The sequence below is a fragment of the Pantoea sp. PA1 genome (assembly GCF_056856975.1).
Window position 1 is genome coordinate 20,781 of record NZ_JBXGEE010000007.1, and the last position, 19,928, is coordinate 40,708.

Annotated in this window: 13 protein-coding genes; 9 read left to right on the plus strand and 4 right to left on the minus strand. The window is 58.8% G+C overall.

The annotated features are described in order from the left end of the window. Positions 1-8: 8 nt before the first annotated feature. The 3 genes from AC1V0D_RS19830 to AC1V0D_RS19840 all read left to right on the plus strand — a co-directional run bounded on the left by AC1V0D_RS19830 (position 9) and on the right by AC1V0D_RS19840 (position 4,904). Positions 9-1,172, plus strand: coding sequence for a metallo-dependent hydrolase (locus tag AC1V0D_RS19830; protein ID WP_167429304.1), 1,164 nt, complete (start codon positions 9-11; stop codon positions 1,170-1,172). A gap of 136 nt (positions 1,173-1,308) precedes the next feature. Beyond that, the gene (locus AC1V0D_RS19835) at positions 1,309-3,189 is read left to right on the plus strand and encodes a sigma 54-interacting transcriptional regulator (protein ID WP_336794753.1); all 1,881 of its coding nucleotides are present in this window, start codon (positions 1,309-1,311) and stop codon (positions 3,187-3,189) included. 134 nt (positions 3,190-3,323) lie between these two features. Then, on the plus strand, positions 3,324-4,904 hold the full coding sequence (locus tag AC1V0D_RS19840; protein ID WP_482907924.1) for a sensor domain-containing diguanylate cyclase: 1,581 nt from the start codon (positions 3,324-3,326) through the stop codon (positions 4,902-4,904). Positions 4,905-4,928: 24 nt separating this feature from the next. Here the strand turns inward: AC1V0D_RS19840 and AC1V0D_RS19845 are convergent, their stop codons facing one another. Continuing rightward, the gene (locus tag AC1V0D_RS19845; RefSeq protein ID WP_482907925.1) at positions 4,929-6,710 is read right to left on the minus strand and encodes a sensor domain-containing diguanylate cyclase; all 1,782 of its coding nucleotides are present in this window, start codon (positions 6,708-6,710) and stop codon (positions 4,929-4,931) included. A 346-nt stretch (positions 6,711-7,056) separates the two neighbouring features. Between AC1V0D_RS19845 and AC1V0D_RS19850 the strand changes: the two genes are divergently transcribed. The 3 genes from AC1V0D_RS19850 (at position 7,057) to AC1V0D_RS19860 (ending at position 11,492) form a co-directional block, all read left to right on the plus strand. Beyond that, positions 7,057-8,490, plus strand: a complete 1,434-nt coding sequence (locus AC1V0D_RS19850; protein ID WP_482907926.1) for a methyl-accepting chemotaxis protein — start codon at positions 7,057-7,059, stop codon at positions 8,488-8,490. A gap of 348 nt (positions 8,491-8,838) precedes the next feature. Continuing rightward, positions 8,839-9,078: a hypothetical protein gene (locus AC1V0D_RS19855; protein WP_009093224.1), complete on the plus strand. Its 240-nt coding sequence runs from the start codon at positions 8,839-8,841 to the stop codon at positions 9,076-9,078. 278 nt (positions 9,079-9,356) lie between these two features. Then, entirely contained in the window at positions 9,357-11,492 is a 2,136-nt protein-coding gene (locus tag AC1V0D_RS19860; RefSeq protein WP_482907972.1) for a sensor domain-containing phosphodiesterase, read from the plus strand. Positions 11,493-11,540: 48 nt separating this feature from the next. Here the strand turns inward: AC1V0D_RS19860 and AC1V0D_RS19865 are convergent, their stop codons facing one another. Further along, a complete protein-coding gene (locus tag AC1V0D_RS19865) occupies positions 11,541-12,077 on the minus strand; it encodes a GNAT family N-acetyltransferase (RefSeq protein ID WP_337022115.1) in 537 nt (178 codons plus the stop codon). A 245-nt stretch (positions 12,078-12,322) separates the two neighbouring features. Here AC1V0D_RS19865 and AC1V0D_RS19870 point away from each other — a divergent pair, with 245 nt between their 5' ends. The 3 genes from AC1V0D_RS19870 (at position 12,323) to AC1V0D_RS19880 (ending at position 17,423) form a co-directional block, all read left to right on the plus strand. After that, positions 12,323-12,892 (plus strand): pyridoxamine 5'-phosphate oxidase family protein, encoded by a 570-nt coding sequence (locus AC1V0D_RS19870; RefSeq protein WP_482907927.1) that lies wholly within the window; start codon positions 12,323-12,325, stop codon positions 12,890-12,892. A gap of 286 nt (positions 12,893-13,178) precedes the next feature. Then, positions 13,179-14,633 carry a YsnF/AvaK domain-containing protein gene (locus tag AC1V0D_RS19875; RefSeq protein WP_482907928.1) on the plus strand — a complete coding sequence of 485 codons (1,455 nt, stop codon included), beginning with the start codon at positions 13,179-13,181 and terminating at the stop codon, positions 14,631-14,633. Positions 14,634-14,885: 252 nt separating this feature from the next. Then, a complete protein-coding gene (locus AC1V0D_RS19880; RefSeq protein WP_482907929.1) occupies positions 14,886-17,423 on the plus strand; it encodes an excinuclease ABC subunit UvrA in 2,538 nt (845 codons plus the stop codon). Here AC1V0D_RS19880 and AC1V0D_RS19885 read toward each other — a convergent pair. Both AC1V0D_RS19885 and AC1V0D_RS19890 read right to left on the minus strand, forming a co-directional pair. Then, positions 17,420-18,280 (minus strand): MBL fold metallo-hydrolase, encoded by an 861-nt coding sequence (locus AC1V0D_RS19885; RefSeq protein WP_009093218.1) that lies wholly within the window; start codon positions 18,278-18,280, stop codon positions 17,420-17,422. The genes AC1V0D_RS19880 and AC1V0D_RS19885 overlap by 4 nt on opposite strands. A gap of 165 nt (positions 18,281-18,445) precedes the next feature. Continuing rightward, the gene (locus AC1V0D_RS19890; RefSeq protein ID WP_009093217.1) at positions 18,446-19,759 is read right to left on the minus strand and encodes a CitMHS family transporter; all 1,314 of its coding nucleotides are present in this window, start codon (positions 19,757-19,759) and stop codon (positions 18,446-18,448) included. Positions 19,760-19,928 lie beyond the last annotated feature (169 nt).

Below are 19,928 nucleotides of genomic sequence, written 5' to 3' on the forward strand. Positions count from 1 at the left end.
AAAGCAAAATGAAACTGGATATTCTGATTAAAAATGGCCGGGTAGTGGACCCGGAACGCGCCATCTTCCTTGACCAGAGCGTTGGGGTGGCAGGCAACCGTATCGTCGATCTGCAGTCGGTTGACAACCCGGAGGCGGAGACCGTCATCGACGCGGCGGGCTGCCTGGTGCTGCCGGGCCTGATTGACTTTCATGCCCACGTTTTTCATGGGGGCACAGCTATCAGCGTTAATCCCGATGTGATCGGCCTGCCCAATGGCGTGACCGGGGTGGTGGATGCGGGCAGCAGCGGCTGGGTGAACTACGGGCTGTTCCGTAACAGCGTCATCAACACGGCGCAGACGCGGATAAAAAGCTATCTGAACGTCGTCAATGTCGGCCTCTCCACGCTGGGCGGTGGGCCGACCGGGTATCTGGAAAATACCAACCCGGCCAACTTCAACGTGGAAAAGATTGCCCGGACGGTGAATGAACATCGCGACAATATTCTCGGTCTGAAGCTGCGTTACAGCCAGGATATCGCCAGGGGACGTCACTTCAGTGGCGATCCCTTCTTCGCCACCGTGGAACTGGCCCGTCAGCTGAACACCGGGCTGTGCGTGCATGTGACAGATTCGCGTCTGCCCGCCGATGAACTGATTACGCATTTCCAGGCTGATGATATCTTCGCGCACTGTTTCCACGGCACCGGCCATGCCATCCTGCAGGACAACGGCGACCTCTTTCCGGACATCAAAGCAGCCAGGGATCGCGGCGTCATTTTCGACTGTTCGAATGGTGTGGCGCACTTCGACTTTGCCGTGGCGCGGAAGGCAATGGAGCAGGGGTTTAATCCGGACATCATCAGCACCGATCTCACCCTGCGAAATAGCCTGCGCACCGATAAGGTCTTCAGTCTGCCCTTTATCATGTCCAAGTACCTGAACATGGGAATGTCACTGTTCGATGTGGTTCGCGCCGTCACCACCACGCCTGCACGCCTGATGAAAATGCAGGGCGAGGCAGGCACGCTGGCTTCCGGCGCCTTTGCCGATATCGCTATCGTGAAACTGCGGCAGGAGAAGGTGGTGTTTGAAGACACCCGGGGTGAACGCTTAACGGGCGATCACTATCTCGACAACTGTGCGACCATCAGCAATGGACAGATTGTCTATCGTCGCCAGCGTTTCTGATTGAGAATCCCGCCCATAAAAATCTGCCTGCGTATGATCCTCCGCAGGCGTTGTTCGTTTCGTCACGCGGCATCGGTTGCTGTCAGCGTGACGAAAGTTGCCGCTTTTCCGGTAAAACGATGGCGCAGAATGGCCTATGAAAAACAACGAAATTGCGATCCTCTCGGTGTCACAAACCATCACGCAACGCATCTCGAATGTCCTGCTTGAGAAAAAAATCGATATTCCGGTTTACGAATATCGCTATTTTGACGTGGTTGAAAAAGCGCAGCAGCTGATTCAGGGAGGAACCCGCATCCTCATCAGCCGGGGTGGCACCGCGGCACTGCTTCGGAATAACGTGGCGGTTCCGGTCATTGAAATCGCCCACGACCTGCACGGCATATTTCGTATCCTGATGGAAGCGCGCAAGAAGTCACAAAAAATCGCCGCAGTCGGGTTTCCGCAGTTCTGCCATGTTCTTCGTCATTACCAGAACATGACGCATGAAGAGTTCAAAATCTGTCAGGTCTATAACCACTATGACATTGATAACGTCGTCAAAAATCTGGCAGATAATGATTATGATCTGGTGATTGGCGGCCTGACCGTCGCGGAAATGGCCAGAAAGTACGATCTGAAGGTCATCATGGGGGACACCGATAATATCGCTATCGAGCAGGCTCTCGATGTCGCGGCGAGCACGCTGAAATATATCAACAGGGAGAGCACGAAGCTGGCGATGGCCTGGTCAGCCCTCAATCAGTCGCGGGAAGGGATCCTGTGGCTGGATCAGTCCGGGGAAGTCATCAATATCAACGCCCGGGGCTTGTCGCTGTTTCCCTGCCGGATCGGGGATAAGATTTTGAAAAACGACGCGTTTAAAACGCTGTTCAGCTGCATCATCAATGAGCGGGATATCACCGACGAGGTACATGAGATCAAGGGCGACGCCCTCCGGCTGACGGTGAAACATATCCCCGGTCAGCAAAATTTTTATACCCTCATCACCGCCGTCAGAGCGGGACAGCATGAGGGATGCGCTCCGGTCCCGGCGAGAAAGCCTGCAGGCAGCAGCTTCACCACGGTTTACACCTTTTCGGACATCGTGGGCCGCTCGCCTGAGATGGTGTCTGTGATTGAGCAGGCCAGACTTTATGCGGCTCACGATCTGCCGGTGAATATTCTCGGGGAGACGGGCACGGGCAAAGAGCTGTTTGCCCAGAGTATTCATCACGCCAGTGCGCGCAGCGCAGGGCCTTTTATTGCGCTTAACTGCGCGGCAATCCCGGAGTCCCTGCTGGAAAGTGAACTGTTCGGCTACGCTGAAGGGGCGTTTACCAGTGCCCGGCGGGGCGGCAAACCCGGTATTTTCGAAATGGCGATGAACGGCACGGTGTTTATCGACGAAATCAGCGAAGCCCCGCCCGCCGTGCAGATCAAATTGCTGCGTATTCTGCAGGAAAAACGGTTCAGCCGGGTAGGGGGCGAGGGGCTCATCACCGCCAGTTTCCGCCTGATCACCGCCAGTAACAAAGACCTGGGTCAGATGGTGGCCGCAGGTCAGTTCCGCCAGGATCTCTTTTACCGCATCAATATTCTGGAGCTGCGGCTGCCGGCGCTGAGAGCGCGCCGGGGCGACATTATGCTGATTGTCGACGCGCTGCTGGCCAGCCAGAACCGGACACTGACGTTTAGCGACGAAGCGGTTGCCCTGCTCAATAATGCGGCGTGGCCGGGCAATATCCGTGAGCTGAAAGCCGCTATCCTGCGGCTGGTGGTGCTGCATAAGAGCAGCACAGTCGATGCCGATGCATTGCAGTCACTCTGCCACCTTTCTTCAGCTGCGGATGAACGTGAAGCGCCACCCTGCACGCTCAGTGACGAGGTGAATTTACTGGAGAAGCAGGAGAGGAAACTGATCGCGTCGGTGATCAACAGAACCGGTGGCGATCGCGCCCGGGCCGCCGTGATGCTGGGCATCAGTCCCACCACCCTGTGGCGAAAGATGAAGCGATATGGACTGAACTCTGACTGACCGGCGTGCGCGCTGTCGGGCAGCGCCGGAACGGTAATCATCCGGAAGGAGAGGTAAATCTTCTTCTTTTCTCCCCTTCAGCCGTGCCATCAACGGTTACACTAAAGGGATACTTACTCCGGATTCCGACTGCAATGCCCCACGAAAAAATACGTCTTCGCTCCCTGCTGACGCTACTTTCCATTGGCGGCGTCATCCTGACCTCCGGTCTGCTGCTGGGTGCGCTGCTGCTGTTTCAGAAGGCCAATATTGAAGACAGCCTGCTTGAGGGGAACATTGCCTATGCCCGCAAACTGGCGGATACCACCGATCGTTATCTGGCGACAGCGCAGCGCGAACTGGCGTGGAGTGCGTCGCAGATCAGGGACCTCGGCAATCTGACGCAGCTGAAAAGCGAAACCGATCGCCTGCGGATGCAGTCGGGCTTTTTCAATTCGGTCGTGGTGGTGAATCATGACGCTATCATTGCCGCAACTTCACCGGAAAGTCTGAAACTGGTTGGCGTAAAACTCCACTCGGCGGCCAGCCTGCAGGCGATTTCCACCAAAAAGCCCTTTATCTCCGCGCCGTTCACCTCTGCCGCCGGTAACTATGTGCTGTTTTTATCCCAGCCGCTGTTCAGCGCCGATGGCCGCTACCTGGGCTACATAGGCGGCACGATCTATCTCAAAAAACAGAGCATGCTGAGCGACATCCTGAGCCAGCATTTTTATACCAAAGGCTCTACGGTGAGCGTGGTCAGCAATGACGGTCTGATCGTCTTCAGTCACGACCCGGCGCAGGTCGGCACGAAAATGCAGCTGAGCCCGGCGCTGCAGAAGCGTCTTGAGGATACGGAGAGCGGGCACTTCACGCTGGAAAACGACGGTCGTCACTATCTGATCGGCTATGGCACACTGCACAAAACCGGCTGGAACGTGTTTATTACCGGCACCTCAGAAACGGTCAGGCACCTGCTGATGCGCACGGCGGAAAACGCTATCTGGTTCACGCTGGGCATTATCGTCCTGACCGCGGCGATTATTGCTTTTCTGGCGGGACGCATCGCCTCTCCGCTTGAGAAGCTGGCGGACAGAGTCCGCAACGGCGGCAGCGAAGCGCAGGCGGAATCTCTCTCCTCGGTCAAAACCTGGTATTACGAAGCCGACCGGCTCCGGGAAGCGGTGCAGGAGCATCGTCACGCCGTCGCCGGACATCTGGCGGCACTGAACGATGAAGCGATGACTGACCCCCTGACCGGACTCTGCAACCGGCGCGGATTCTCGGCGCTGGCGGCGCAGAGTGACAACGACCATGAACAGTGCGTGATCGCCATCGATATCGACCATTTCAAAAAGATCAATGACTGGTACGGACACGATGCGGGCGATGCGGTGCTGGTGAGTCTGGCGGCGCTACTGCGTCAGGCCAGCCGCACGGGGGATATTGTCAGCCGGTTTGGGGGAGAAGAGTTTATTCTGCTGCTGCCGGACACGTCGCTACCGGACGCCGCCCGCACGGCGGAACGTATCCGTGAGACCGTCAGCGCCACCCTGTTTCCGTTTGTCGGGACGATGACGATATCCGCAGGCGTCGCGTCGCGGGATCACAACAGCGAACGCGAAGCGCTGTTGCGGCGTGCGGATGAAGCGCTCTATGAGGCAAAAGGCGCCGGACGCAATACCGTTGTGATTGCCGGATCGGCGGGATTCAGCGTGTTTGATCCGGCCCGGTAGAGGGCTGAGGCTGGCGCAACCGGCTCAGCATTTGCTGCGGAGTCGCCAGCCGAGCCACTCATCCAGCGCCGCTTCCGCCAGTGGCCGGGAGTAGAAAAATCCCTGCGCCTGATCGCAGCCAAATTCGGTCAGCGTGTTGACCGTTTCCGCATTCTCCACGCCTTCGGCCAGCACCGTATAATCGAGATCTTTCAGCATCGCAATAATACTGCGGGCAATAACCCGCGAGCCGGTATCACTGGCGATTTCGCTAATCAGGGAACGGTCCAGCTTGATCACGTCCAGTGGCATACGTCGCAGGTAGCTGATGTTGCTGTAGCCGGTACCAAAGTCATCCAGAGAGATCCCAAATCCGCGCAGTTTCAGCATCTCAAGCCCCTGCATCGCTGACGGGCTCTCCAGAATCCGCTCTGTCTCCAGACACTCGATGCCCAGCAGTGAAACCGGCAGCTTTGCCTTGATCATCTGCTCCGCAAGCTCGTCGGCAAACCCGCTGCGGGAGAAATCGCTGCTGCTGACGTTGATAGTGACGGGCAGCTGAATATAGCTGTCACGCAGCCGGGAAAGGCGGGTGATGGCCTGCTCGGTCACCCAGCGGGTCAGCTCGCTGAGCAGTTCAGTCTGTCCGGCAAAAGGCAGAAACTCTGCCGGAGAAAGCTCGCCGCGCTGCGGATGCCGCCAGCGGATGAGCGCTTCCAGCCCAATCGGCTTTCCGCTATGCAGACAGATTTTCGGCTGATACGCGAGCCACAATCCTTTGTTTTCCCGTATCGCCAGGGCCAGATCGTGCATCAGCGTGAAATCCTGAGTATGCCGTGTGTCGGTGGCTTCACTGAAACACATTGACGCGACATCCCGGGCGATCGCTTCATGAAGGGCGCTGACGGCGCGGCGCAGGATCTCCTGCGCGGGCATTTCACCGGTGATGAAACTGGCCTCACCGGTATGCGTCATCAGCGCGACAGACAGCCCGTCGCCCAGATCCGCGCTGATGCCCGTCAGCTGCTTCGCCACCCATCCGGCACTCAGCCGGCTCTCCTGGCGGGTTAACAGGGCAAAACGCCCGGTGGCCACGGTATAGAGTATCTCGCCCGGCGCCGGGCGCAGGCGCAGAGGCAGCAGCGTGGCGACATCTTTCAGCAGGCTTTCAACCGGCCCCATCCCCATTGAACGCGCCAGCTCGTAAGCGCGCGGCATATCAATGCAGTCAATCAGGACCAGTCGCCGTGGCGTCCGATCACCCGAGGCGGCCAGAAACTGGAGGTCACGGATAAGCCGCTGACGGTTAGGCAATCCGGTGACGGGATCGGCAAAACCTGCCGAATACCAGGCTTCCAGGAATGACATGACCAGGGTGGCCAGCATCGTGAGCATGGTGACCTGAGCCGGACTGAAAGGGTGGGGCGTAGTGTCGGTGACACACAGGGTGCCCAGAATCATGCCCGTGCTGTTTTTGAGCGGCGTACCGGCATAGAAGCGGATAAAGGGTGCGCCGATGATCAAGGGGTGCGTCGCAAACCGTTCATCCAGCAGGGTATCCGGGATCACCACGGTGCTGTCGCTGTCGACCGCATACCGGCAGAGCGAATCTTCGCGGCTGGACCGGGTAAGGGTAAAATTATGCGCGGCCATGACATGCTGCTGCTCATCATCCAGCACGGAGATAAAACTGCCAGGAATGCTGAGCGCCTGACTGGCCAGTCGGACAAACTGACGCAGCACTTCATCACGACTTTCGTCGGGATTGCGCAACGCGCGCAGGGTTCGCGTGCGACCATCATCGCCGCCGCTGAGACTTATGAACATGAATTCCTCCGCCCCGGCTGGTTACGGAGCGAAATTAAGCAGAAAAATTGCAGAGTAGTGTGTAATGAGTACAGGCAATTTCCGTAATAATAAAGTGTCCTGACAAATTTATTACGTAACGGAATGCAGAGAGCGGCAAACGGTTACCGGATCGGCTTTCTTCAATAAAATATTTTCAGAACGGCGATTCTTTTATTTTGTCGTCAAAAAATTTGTATTTCTGAAATATCCTGCCAGGATAGAAAGAACAAAAATAGTGCACTATATAATAACGCACTAAAGCAGATGACAGAACTTATTATTGCCCGACTTTTACACACACCAATAACAACATCAGGGAAACCTTATGAACTCACTCCGGCATTTCACCATCCGGCGCGTCGTGCTGTGGATGATGATCATTTCACTGGGCGTGGTTGCACTGGCTGGCGGCTACAGTAGCCATGTGCTGCGCGACATCTATCGTCAGACCGATCGTAGCGCCGTTCTCACTCAGCAGCTCAGCTTTCTGACGCAAAGCGCTATTGCCATGCAGAGCGGAAGCGCCGCCGACAAAAGTGCGGTGATGGCTGCCATGCCGGAAGGCGCTGACTGGGAGCGTCTGCGTACGGCACTCACCACCACACCTGCAGACTATGCCTCTGCGGCACGGGCGCAACTGAACAGCATCACGCAGCAGCTGGCGCAGCATCAGGCGCCGCTCAGGGCTGACCGGCATCAGCTGCAGGGTGTACTGCTGGCGGCGCTGCTGGCGGCGTTCGCGTTACTGCTGTTCTGCGATCGCTATCTGGTGGTGCATCTGGTGCGTCCGGTGGCAAAAATTCGCGGTCACCTGAAAATCATTGCGGATGGCGATCTGACGCAGGAGCCGGAAGACCTGGGCCGTAACTGTGTCGGACAGCTGGTTCCGCTGGTGAAAGAGATGCAGCACAGCCTGTTGCATATGGTCAGCGCTATCCGCGATAACGCCGCCATTCTTCATCGTGAAGCCGCGGATATTGCCGCAGGTAACGCAGACCTCTCCGATCGGACCTCCACCCAGGCTGCTGCACTGGAGCAGACCGCCGCCAGCATGGAAGAGATTACCGTCACCGTGCGCCACAACGCGCAGAACGCCCGTGAAGCGCGGGAGCTGGCCGTCAGTACAACCGATACCACGCAGCAGGGCGCGAAGCTGGTGCAGACGGTGACAGCGGCCATTACCAGCATCGCGGAAGGGTCAGAAAAAATTCGTCAGTTTACCGCCACCATTAACGGCATCGCGTTTCAGACCAATATTCTGGCGCTGAATGCGGCCGTTGAGGCAGCGCGCGCTGGTGAGCAGGGTCGCGGCTTTGCCGTCGTGGCCAGCGAAGTGCGCTCGCTGGCGCAGCGCAGTGCGGCGGCGTCCAAAGAAATTGAAGAGCTGATTTCAGATACCGTGGCGCGGGTTGACGATGGCCGCCGGGCGGCGGAGAGCGCTGGCACCACGATGGAAGCCGTCCTGCGCGGCGTTGGCGGCGTCAATGAGCTTATCGGGCAGATTGCGCTGGCGTCAGATGAACAGAGTAAAGGCATCGCTCAGGTCACCGTCGCCGTTGCTGAGCTCGACCGCGTGACGCAGCAGAATGCGACGCTGGTGCAGCAGGTGTCAGCCACCGCAGGCAGTCTCAGCGGTCAGACGCAAACGCTGGGCAGCGTCATCACCCGCTTTACCCTCCCGCATCAGGCGGTTGCCGTGGCGAACAGACGCGAAGCCACGGAACAGCCTGGCGGATGGGCTGCCTTTAGTCAGGCCTGACATCAGACGCCCGACGAGGAATGGGCCTGTATGAAAACCGCGTGCACGTTCGCGAATGATTATTACATCGCGCTCTGACACCTTATTTTTTAAGGGCAGAGCGTGCGGCAATAATCGCGGGATGATTTTGCAACTCATCCTGTCGATTAATCTTTTATCGATGTGCTTATTATTCAGGCATCGTCAGAAAGATAATTTGCCTTATTTAATCATCGCACCCTGCATTAACGGATTTCACAGGACGGCCTGCTGTGCCGGGCGATTAAAACATAACCAGCATTTATGCTTTGGTCAGGCGTGTGATGGCGTCCGGCCCTCTTTACGGCCACCCTAAGCCGGGAGTTTCATATGGGAAATCAGATTTTACAGCGGCCTGTCGCCGTGCAGTGCAACGTACGTGAACTCCGCCTTGCCGCCGGGTTTTCTCAGGAGATCGCCGCAGAGCGTTTCGACCTCAGCCAGCGTGTCTGGCAGACCAAAGAGGCGTCAAAAAATCCTGCGCGGCTCAGTCAGGGGGAATACGAATTGCTGATGCTGCTGGCCGGGGAGCATCCGCACTTTGAGCTGGTAGCAAAACAGAAAAAATAGGGTTTTCAGCCGCTGTTTTCTCTGAAGTTAGAATATGGCAGGCCGATAAACAGATTAAGCGAAGCGCAGCCATCGGCTGCACCAGATTTTACTGACGGGCCTTTCTTACGGCAGCGGGTCAGCAGCATATACTGCCTGGCCTGTCTGATTGAACGTGTCCTCTTTATGCTGTGTCATGCCGTCCACAGTACCGATCCGCAGAGGAAGTGATCCTGAAACGTCCCGTTTATCATGATGCCGAGGCGGCGCGCCTCGATGCACTCAGGCAGTACCAGATGATGGATTCACCGCCAAACGATGCGCTGGATCGTCTGACTACGCTTGCCGCCAGACTGTTTCAGGTGCCCGTCGCGTTTGTTTCCCTTATTGATGAAAAGCGGCAGTTCTTTGCTTCCCGTTACGGACTGAACATTACGGGCACATCACGCAACGTCGCGTTCTGCCATCACACCTTGACGCAGGGCAGGATACTCTGTGTCCCGGATACCCTGCAGGATCCGCGCTTCTGCGACAGCCCGCTGGTGCATGGCTATCCCTATATCCGCTTTTATGCCGGTATTCCGCTCTCAACGCCGGATGGTCATCACATCGGCACGGTCTGCCTGACCGATACCCGTCCCCGCGCGCCGCTGACCCCAGAAGATCGGCAGCATCTCAGCGATATTGCCGCGCTGGTGATGGATCGCATGGAGATGCACCGGCTTAAATTACTGCGCTATACCAGTCAGCAGCGGCTGGAGGCGATCTCCTCTACCTCGCCTGACGCCATTATCTGCACGGATCTGCAGCGCGGCATCACCTTCTGGAACCCTGCGGCTACCGCTCTGTTCGGCTACAGCGCGGAGGAGATGCGCGGTCAGTTCGTCAGTGAGCTGATCCCGGCGCGCTGCCAGATCGACTACCGTAATGAGCTGGCCCGGATTACCTCCGATGAATCGGCGATCTCGCGTCCGCGCTCTCTGCAGATCTGGGGGCTGACGCGTAACGGACGCGAATTTCCGGCCGAGGTCTCTTTCTCCGGCTGGCGTGAAGGGGGAGAGCGGCTGGTGGGCATGATTATCCGCGACGTTACCGCCCGTTATGAAAGTGAGGCACGGCTTTGTGAGCTGGCCTCTCTCGATATGCTGACGCGCCTCGCCAGCCGCAGCGCGTTTATGGATCAGGTCGCTCAGCTCACTAAAGCGGAGATCCCCTATACGTTACTGATGACCGATCTTGATGGCTTTAAGGAAGTGAACGATACCCTGGGCCATGCGGCCGGGGATGCGCTGCTGTGTCACGTTGCCGAACAGATTCGTACCGTGTGCACCGGTGCGGTGACGGCGGCGCGCCTGGGCGGTGATGAATTTGTCATTCTGCTGACGGGGGGCTGCGCGGAGGCGGCGCTGACGGCAGAGAAGCTGATTGCCGCCGTTCAGACGCCGTTCAGCTATCACGACTCACCGGTTGTGGTCGGCGCCAGCACCGGTATCGCCTCCTACCCGGAGCACGGCCGGGATCCCTCTGCGGTCATGTCCGCCGCCGACCTGGCGCTCTATCGTGCCAAAGCGTCGGGCAAAGGCTGCAGCATCCTGTTCAGACCCGCCTTTCGTGAAGCGGAGCAGCAGCGCCGTCGCTTTGAACGCGAACTGGAGTCCGCGGTGCGGCAGCAGCAGTTCACGCTCTACTATCAGCCCCGCTACGACGTCGAAAGCGGCAAGCTCACCGGCTGTGAGACGCTGGTGCGCTGGCAGCATCCGACGCGCGGCCTGCTGTTGCCGGCTGATTTCATCGCCATGCTGGTGAAGAGCCCGCTTTCCGTCACGCTGGGGGAGTGGATTATCCGGACGGCGCTGGATCAGGTCCGGCAGTGGCAGGTGCGCGCGCCTCATCTTCGCGTCAGCATCAATCTGTTTCCGCGCCAGCTGGTGGGCAACAGCCTGGAGAAAGTGCTCCGGGAGAGTGCCGGTGGCGATGCCGGTTTTGTCGAGCTGGAAGTGGATGAGCCCCTGCTGACGGTGCTGGTGCAGGATATGCCGGTGCAGGTTGAAGCTATTCGCCAGACCGGTGCTTCATTCATTATCGACCATTTCGGACGGACGCTGGGCGCGATCAACCTGCTGCGTTACAGCTTTGTGTCGGGCTTTAAAATCGACAAGTCCCTGACGCGCGAGCTGGGCTCCAGTATGCGGGTGCGTATGATGTTCCGGGCTATCGCCGGGCTGGGTAAAAGTCTGGGTATCCGGGTCGCCGCCGAAGGGGTCGAGGAAAAAGAGCAGATCGCGTTCGTGACGACGGCAGGATGCGACATTATGCAGGGGAACGGGTTGTGCCAGCCGCTGAGTCCGGCCGATTTTGAAGCGATGCTCTGCGCAGAAACGCCGTCTCTGCCTGCCGCGGCCATCGCCGCCGGTTCAGGGGCCGCTCTGCGCTGATCGCGCGTCACTGAGGCCGGGGAGAGTCATCTGTGGCCTCTCCCGGCCTCAGGGCCGGTACTCCTGTTTCAGCAGGCCGAAGATCCAGTCATCCTGCCACGCGCCGTCCAGAAAGAAATTCTGTCGCAGTGTTCCCTCCTGAACGAAACCCGCCGAGAGCAGGGTGCGGCGTGAGGCTGCATTACCCGCCGTCACCGTGGCGACCAGACGACGGTAATCCATTTGCTCAAAGCAGAGCCTGATGGTGGCATGCAGTGACTCACGGCCGTAGCCTTTTCCCTGCGCATGGGCGGCAACTATAAAACCGAACTCGGCAATGCCGTCTCCGCGATCGATAAACCCGCAGAAACCTGCGGGCAGCCCGCTGGCTTTTTCCTCCATCACCAGGCAGAGCCAGTGCTGGCAGCCCTTTTCCCATTCAGGCAGGCGAACCTCAAAAGAGCGGGTTTTTATCTCTTCGGCGCTGCGCGGGTCACAGATATATTTCATCACCGATCTGTCCTGACTGACTGCCAGATAGAAGGGCCAGTCCTCAGGGGTGAGCGGCCGGTAGGTCAGACGTGGCGAACGCATTTCAGACAACATAGCCGCCTCCATGGCGTAACGCTTTTCGCGATCTCAGGGATAGCGCAAAAATAACACAGAGACGCAGAAACAGAACATGCGGCACGCATTTTCTCCCTTCCTGACCCGTTCAGTGACGGCCGGGTCGGCGAAAGGAGCCCGATCCCGCGGTTTACCTCCTGCGATGGCAGGCCATCTGGTCACTTCGTTGCTACGCTTGAGCAGAGCCGTCTGGCTTGCCCCCCAACCCTGACAAGAGAAACCCGATGGATTTGACACAGTTTGAAGCAACCGCCTGGGCAGCGCTGGAGGCGGCCGCCGCCGATCCACAGGACGCATTTCGTTATCTGGCACTCTGTACCGTTGACGCTGAGCAGCGCCCCCAGGCGCGCACGCTGGTCCTGCGCCAGAGTCGCAGTCCCCGTCGGATGCTGACTTTTCACACTGATGTCCGCAGCCCGAAGTGGCAGGAGATGGCGGCCAATCCGGCGGTCACCGTACTCGGATATTGTCTGCAGCGCCGCCTGCAGCTGCGACTGGCGGGCCGGGTCAGCTGTTATGCGTCGGGGAGTGATATCGCCCGGCAGGCCTGGCAGGCATTACCTCAGCACACCCGGCAGACCTATCAGGGCGGGCCGCCGGGCGAGATACCGATACCGGCGAATAAGATGCCCGCTGTGCACGCCGCAGAGTCTGGCGAGCCGCACTTTGGCGTGGTGATCCTGCAGGTGACCACACTGGAGGGCTACCAGTTACAGCGTAACGACAATCAGCGCGCCCTGTTTCGCTATGCGCCCGACGGCGAACTGAAGGCGTGTCAGTGGCTCAATCCCTGAACGCAGACGTCTCTGTTTCCCGGGCCGGCCTGAAAAAAGGGCTGGCCCTTTTTTTGAGCGGGCTAAAACAGCAATCTGACTGTCTGACACAGTAAGAACCTTTTTTTATCTGCCGCCTCGGTTATGCGATTTTAGCACCACATTATCCTCATATGGCTGCGTTTGTCTGCATTTTCCTTTCTTTTGCCCATCTTTGTGCCAGGCTTTAACTAACCGAAAAGCAGTGACTTATGCTCAAGGCCAGGAGAAGTACAAATGATCGCTCTGTATGACAGGCAGGTTAACCATGAACAATCAGCCTCCTGAAAAATCAGGGTCAGCGGATAACGAGCAGGTGATAAGCCTTGCTGAAGAAACGGCAGAGGTGTCAACACAGCGGATTAGTGACGGCGTTGTCAGGGTAACCCGGCAGGTCACTGAGCATCAGCAGACGATGGCGCTGATGCTCCGGCAGCAGACGGCGGCGATAGAGCGCATTCCCAAATCGGAAAGGCTGGCGGCGATGCCGGCGATCCGGGAGGAAAATGGCGTTCTGATCATCCCGATTGTGGAAGAGGAAGTCGAGATCGTTCGTCATCTGGTGCTGAAAGAGGAGTGGCACGTCCGCACGGTCGTCAGCGAGGCGGCGACAGAACAGGTCGTGACCCTGCGCAGACAGCACGCTCACCTGACCCGATCCCCTCATCCAGAGTCATCCGAATCCATCAGCGAGGAACACAATATGGCGCGTGAAACAATCGTAACAATGTTCAGCAATATCTCACTGGCAGAGGGGGCAAAACGTAACCTGATCAAAGCAGGCTTCCTGGATGATGATATCGATATCATCTCCGGCGAACGACTGCGGACAGAAGGTCATGAGGCCCGCCATCCTGGCTTCTGGCAACGCCTGTTCGGCAACACGCTGGAGGAAGATCAGGCTGAAGTGTATGAAGATGCGATGCGTACCGGTGGGGTGGTGCTGTCGCTGCGCGCTGATGAAGATGAGCTGCCGCGCGCGCTGGGCATTCTTGATGCCCATGAAGAGCTGACGGAGCGTACCGCCGCCGTTCCCGGTGACGCTGCGGTTGACAATGGCCTGACGCCGCCAGCCAGCGGAACGTTACCGGGTAACGAGACGGTCAATCCGCTGAGCAGTGAGCACGGCACGACCCGCACCGCGCTGACCGGTGATGAGAGTGATGAGGATGTGCTGCGTCTGGCTGAAGAGCGACTGGAAGTGGGCAAGCGACTGGTCAGCGAAGGCTCGACCCGCGTCCGTCGTTATACGGTCACCGATCGGGTGTCTGAAAATGTCTCGCTGCATGAGCAGCACGCCGAAATCTTCCGCCGCCCGGTGAACGAAGCGGGTTCGCCCGATAATGTCGACTGGTCAGAAAAAACGGTGGAAGTGGAGGAGTCGCACGAACAGCCGGTGGTCAACAAGACCGCGCAAATCATCGAAGAGGTGGTGCTGCGTAAAGAGGAGAGCGACCGGGTGGAGACCATCAATGACTCGGTGCGCCGTCAGGAAGTCGACATCGACCATGCCCGGGCCGATCACACCCGCGCCGCACCGGTCAGCGGCCAGGGCACAGCGACCGATCCCCTGCTTGAAGGCACGCGACAGGCCCGCGCGGAGCAGGATCACCGCTCGCTGATGCCAGACCATCCCGATCACAAAGAGGGGCTGATGGACAAGGCCGGGGACAAAATTGCGGAAGCGAAAGAGAAGGTCGAAGACAAGTTTAAAAAACCGTGATGCTGTGAGGGCCGGAAGGGGGGCGTCTCTGCCCCTTTCCCGGCTGACTACAGAAGGTCATGTACCTCCGGCCCCCCTTGCCGATTCAAGGCGTTACTCCACCCCATAAATTGTTAAATCCCGGTTCCCTGACTACCCTTGCTGATGTTTTTCAGAAGCGGGCCAGTGCGTCCGCCAGATTAGCCGCTGCAGTTTTCGGCCATTCATCGCAGGCGCTCATCAGTCGGCCGCATTTCACCAGGCAGGGACATCATGACAGAACACCGCTTTACCGAGACATACCGCGCTGAAGAGGGGGAGATCGATCCCTGTATCTCCGTGCAGGGCGCGCGCACCCATAACCTTAAAGAGGTGTCGCTGCGTTTTCCCCGTAACGCCATGGTGGTGTTCACCGGGGTTTCCGGCTCCGGTAAATCGTCCCTCGCCTTTGATACGATCTATGCGGAAGCGCAGCGCCGGTTTATCGAGTCGGTTTCACCTCACGCCCGCCGCCTGATCGATCAGGCCGCGGCGCCGGATGTCGATAACATTGACGGACTTCCGCCTGCGGTGGCCCTGCAGCAGAGCCGGGCGGGCGCGCAGGAGCGATCGACGGTCGGCAGCCTCACCCGGATCGCCGTCACGCTGCGTCTGCTCTATTCCCGTGCGGGCAGCAGACCGGACGGTGTTCCTTTTATGACGGCCGACTATTTTTCACCGAACAACCCGAAGGGTGCCTGTCCCCACTGTCAGGGGCTGGGAAAGGTTCACACCGTCAGAACTGAGGCGCTGGTGCCCGATAGCTCACTGAGCATCCGGCAGGGGGCTATCGCCGCCTGGCCCAGGGGCTGGCACAACAAGAATCTGCGCAGCATCCTTGATACGCTCGGCTACGATATCGATGCGCCGTGGCACACTCTGTCTGAGCGTGACCGGCAGTGGATACTGCTGACCGAGGAGCAGCCGTCGGTGCCCATCTACGAAGGTCTCAACGCTAAGCAGCGCGAAAAGGCCATAGCGGCAGGCGAGGAACCGGGGTACACCGGCACTTACACCAGCGCCGCAAAAATCGTGTTGCAGAGCTATTCGGGTGGCAGCGAATCGGTCAGAAAACGGCTGGCGCGCTTTGTGACGGTCACGCCCTGTTCTGAGTGCCACGGTAAAAGACTCAACCGCGATGCGCTCTCCGTGACGTTTGCCGGGTATGACATAGCCAGTCTGAGCGAGCTGACGGTTTCCGCGCTGGCGGAACGCTTTCGTCCCTATGCCCGTGGCGAATCTCCCGATCTGCCTGAAGAGCCGGCGCTGCGTGAGGCGGTCATCCGGATGGCGGCAGACATCTGTATGCGGCTTGAGCAGCTTGACGCGCTGGGCCTGGGGCATCTCACGCCGGGGCGTCGCACCACGCTGCTCTCCTCCGGCGAGCTGCAGCGCGTCCGTCTGGCAACCCAGATGATTTCACGCCTGTTTGGCGTGCTGTACGTGCTGGATGAGCCGTCCGCCGGATTGCATCCGGAAGATGTGAAAGCGCTGCTTGCCTCCCTGAAAAGGCTGGTCCGCGCAGGCAACTCGCTGATAGTCGTGGAACATAACACTGACCTCATCGCGGAAGCGGACTGGCTGGTAGAGATCGGACCCGGTCCGGGCGGTTACGGCGGGGCGATCGTCTACAACGGCGCCCCGGCGGGGGTGAAAGAGGTCGAATCGCCCACCTCAGGCTATCTCTTCTCCCGACGCTACACCGGACTGCGCCAGCGGCAGTCGCCGGAAGAGTGGCTCAGGCTGGAAGCGATCGACTGCAACAATATTGCCGGGATGGATATCGCCCTTCCGCTGGCGAGAATGACGGCCATCACTGGGGTGTCAGGCTCAGGCAAATCGACGCTGCTGAATCGCGTGCTGCCGGAAATGCTCGGTCATGCGGATAAAGAGTCCGACAGCGAGGAGGGGGGAGACGAGGATCTGGTGCCCGACGTGAAGGGACGCGTGGTCAGCGGAAGCGACGCCTTCGGCCGACTCATCAGAATCGATCAGCGTCCTATCGGACGGACGCCGCGCTCCAACCTGGCCACCTATACCGGCTTTTTCGACGTCATTCGCCGACTGTTTGCCGATACCCCCGAGGCGAAGGCAAAAGGCTTCGACGCCGGGCGGTTCTCATTCAATCTGCCTGCCGGGCGCTGTCCTGCGTGTGAGGGGCAGGGGCAGATCTCCATTGAGCTGCTGTTCATGCCCAGCGCCACGGCCACCTGCTCCGTCTGCGCGGGCAGCCGCTACAACCCCGGGACGCTGGAGGTAAGGTGGAACAACCTGACGATTGCGGATGTGCTCGATCTCACGGTGGACGAGGCAACGGCGGTCTTTAGCGGCAACGAAGGAATTCAGCGTTCGCTGTCGGCACTGACGGCGCTGGGGCTGGGATACCTCCGGCTGGGGCAGCCCGCCACGGAACTTTCCGGCGGAGAGTGTCAGCGTATCAAGCTCGCCTGGGAGCAGCAGCGGGTCCAGCGCACCGCCACGCTCTATCTGCTCGATGAACCTTCGACCGGATTGCATCCGGCGGATATGGATAAGCTGCTGCGGGTGCTGGATGAGCTGGTTAAACGCGGCCACACGGTCATCATGGCAGAACATAATATGCGTATCGTGGCGGAGTCGGACTGGGTGATCGATCTGGGGCCGGGTTCGGGCGATAAGGGTGGCCGGATTGTTTCATCCGGCTCACCGGATGCGGTCAGTCAGTCATCAGAGAGTCTGACCGCTCCGTGGCTGTCAGCCCAGCTGCAAAAGCGAGCGGGCGATCCGGATTAATCGGGCCGGGCACTCTGGCTGAACCGCGGCGCATTAACCTGCAGGGCCTCCAGCTCACGTGCGTCGTGACTGCAGAAAAAGGTGATCTCGCTGCCGCGCTGACAGGAGAGCTCCCGCAGGCGTTGCTGGTTGTGTCGTCTGGCACCGTTATCCATCGCCATCATCCACTGGTAAAAACGCAGTCCAGGCGTGCAGTGGCGCGTCTGCTGGCGCATTTCGCCCCGATAGAACCACGCATCGCCGCCGTGCAGCAGCCAGCCGTCAGGCTGCTGAATGGCGATGCCCGCGTGACCCGGCGTGTGACCCGCCAGCGGCACCAGCAGAATCTCTGGCGGTAAATCCCGCAGGCGATTTACCGCCTCAAAACCAAACCACGTTTCGCCCTGCGGCTGATAGGTCTCCCAGTGGCTGATCCCACCCCATTGTCCGGGACGGTAACGCTCCCGCGACAGCCAGCTATGACGCTGATGGGCCGTGTCCACCTCCTGTTGTAGCAGGTGGATACGCGCCTGCGGAAAATCGGTCAGTCCGCCCGCATGATCAAAATCGAGGTGGGTCAGAATAATATGCCGTACATCCTCAGCCCGGAAGCCCAGCGCCCTGACCTGTGACAGGGCGGTCAGTTCATCGCGACGCTGAATATTGTTCAGCGCGCGGAAAAAGCCGGACAGGCGGCTGCCCGGCGCGTGGATATCCTGGCGGCCAAAGCCGGTGTCGACCAGCACCAGCCCGTCGCGGTCCGTCTCAATCAGCAGGCAGTGACAGACCAGATGCGCTTTGATGCCTTTGCTGAATCCATCATAAAATGCCCCGCCCAGCGGGCACATACAGCCACAGTTCAGGTGGTGAATTTTCATCGGGCCTCCATCGCAATCATCGGCAGAATGGCTGAGGTGCTTCGGCTCGTCTCCGGCACGCAGCAGATCAGCCTGGCTTTAGAGTGTAGAGAGGGTTGTAACAGTAGGCGGAGCGGTGAAGCGGATAACCGGGCAAATTTGCCGGTTATCCGCCAGAAAGCAGAGTTAACGATGGAAGAACGGGAAAGCGCCGGTGAGCAGACCGCCCGCCATCAGCACCAGACTGACCAGAATCCCCCATTTAATCGCAAAGCGCTGGTGGTCGCCGATATCGACTTTTGCCAGCCCCACCAGCAGATAGACTGACGGCACCAGCGGACTCAGCAGATGGAAAGGCTGACCGACGATAGAGGCGCGGGCGATCTCCTCTGCGGTAATGCCGTAGCTGGCCGCCGTCTGTGCGATGACCGGCAGAATGCCGAAGTAAAAAGCATCATTCGACATAAAGAAGGTGAACGGCAGACTGACCAGCGCGGTGAAGACGGCCAGGTAAGGTCCGAAGCTGTGCGGGATCACCGCCAGCAGGCTCTTCGCCATGGCATCCACCATGCCGGTGCCGGAGAGAATACCGGTGAAGATACCGGCGGCAAAAATCAGTGCGGTCACAGCCAGCACGTTACCGGCATGAGAGCTGATGCGTGCTTTCTGCTCCTCCAGGCTCGGATAGTTGAGCATCACGGCAATCGCAAACGCCAGCATAAACAGGATCTGAATCGGCATTAACCCGACCACCAGCAGCACCAGCAGCACGGTGGTCAGGATGAAGTTGGGCCAGAACATCTTCGGACGGCGGTTGGCGGCGCACTCATCGGCATCGCCCAGCCCCAGCTCGATGTTGTCGAGATGGTGATCTTTCAGCGTCATGACGCCTAAACGCTTGCGCTCACGCAGGCCAAATAGCATAGCCATCGCGACCAGGCTGACGCAGGCCAGCAGCATGGCGGGCAGCATCGGGATAAAGATGTCGAGGGCGTCAATGCGCAGGGCGGCGGCGGCGCGGGCGGTCGGGCCACCCCAGGGCGAGAGGTTCATGATGCCGCTGGCGAGGTTGACCAGGCAGGTCATCATCAGCACGTTCATCCCCAGCCGGTGATAGAGGGGCAGGAAAGCCGCGATGGCGATCATGTAGGTGGTGGAGCTGTCACCATCCAGTGAAACCAGCAGCGTCAGCACGGCGGTGCCGACCAGCACTTTAAGCGGATCGCCGCGCACCAGCCGGAGAATAAAACGGACCAGCGGGTCAAACAGGCCGGCGTCGATCATCAGACCAAAATAGAGAATAGAGAAGGTCAGCATGACACCGGTGGGGGCCAGCTTTTTGACGCCATCCAGCATCATTTCGCCCAGTCCCGCATAAAAACCGCCAATCAGCGCAAAAATGGTTGGTATCAGGATCAGCGCAATTAAGGCTGACATGCGTTTGGTCATGATGAGATACATGAAGCAAACAACCATGGAAAAACCCAGTATCGTCAGCAAAATAACAGCCCTCACAATGGCGTAAAAGTAATGAAAAGGTGGCGTTCAGTCAGGAAAATTCAGGAAATTGCTTAGCGTGGTAACGATTAACCTGTTGTTTTAATTAACCCTGATCAGAAAGATGATATTAAATTGTTATCAGGTTTTAGCATTTCTTTAACAGGGAAGG

Bases quoted from the DNA above. Each gene is read 5' to 3' on its own strand.
- AC1V0D_RS19860 (WP_482907972.1), top strand. From the start codon at position 9,357: ATGGATTCACCGCCAAACGATGCGCTGGATCGTCTGACTACGCTTGCC.
- AC1V0D_RS19870 (WP_482907927.1), top strand. From the start codon at position 12,323: ATGGATTTGACACAGTTTGAAGCAACCGCCTGGGCAGCGCTGGAGGCG.
- AC1V0D_RS19885 (WP_009093218.1), bottom strand. From the start codon at position 18,280: ATGAAAATTCACCACCTGAACTGTGGCTGTATGTGCCCGCTGGGCGGG.
- AC1V0D_RS19835 (WP_336794753.1), top strand. From the start codon at position 1,309: ATGAAAAACAACGAAATTGCGATCCTCTCGGTGTCACAAACCATCACG.
- AC1V0D_RS19845 (WP_482907925.1), bottom strand. From the start codon at position 6,710: ATGTTCATAAGTCTCAGCGGCGGCGATGATGGTCGCACGCGAACCCTG.
- AC1V0D_RS19855 (WP_009093224.1), top strand. From the start codon at position 8,839: ATGGGAAATCAGATTTTACAGCGGCCTGTCGCCGTGCAGTGCAACGTA.
- AC1V0D_RS19850 (WP_482907926.1), top strand. From the start codon at position 7,057: ATGAACTCACTCCGGCATTTCACCATCCGGCGCGTCGTGCTGTGGATG.
- AC1V0D_RS19840 (WP_482907924.1), top strand. From the start codon at position 3,324: ATGCCCCACGAAAAAATACGTCTTCGCTCCCTGCTGACGCTACTTTCC.
- AC1V0D_RS19880 (WP_482907929.1), top strand. From the start codon at position 14,886: ATGACAGAACACCGCTTTACCGAGACATACCGCGCTGAAGAGGGGGAG.
- AC1V0D_RS19875 (WP_482907928.1), top strand. From the start codon at position 13,179: ATGAACAATCAGCCTCCTGAAAAATCAGGGTCAGCGGATAACGAGCAG.
- AC1V0D_RS19830 (WP_167429304.1), top strand. From the start codon at position 9: ATGAAACTGGATATTCTGATTAAAAATGGCCGGGTAGTGGACCCGGAA.
- AC1V0D_RS19865 (WP_337022115.1), bottom strand. From the start codon at position 12,077: ATGTTGTCTGAAATGCGTTCGCCACGTCTGACCTACCGGCCGCTCACC.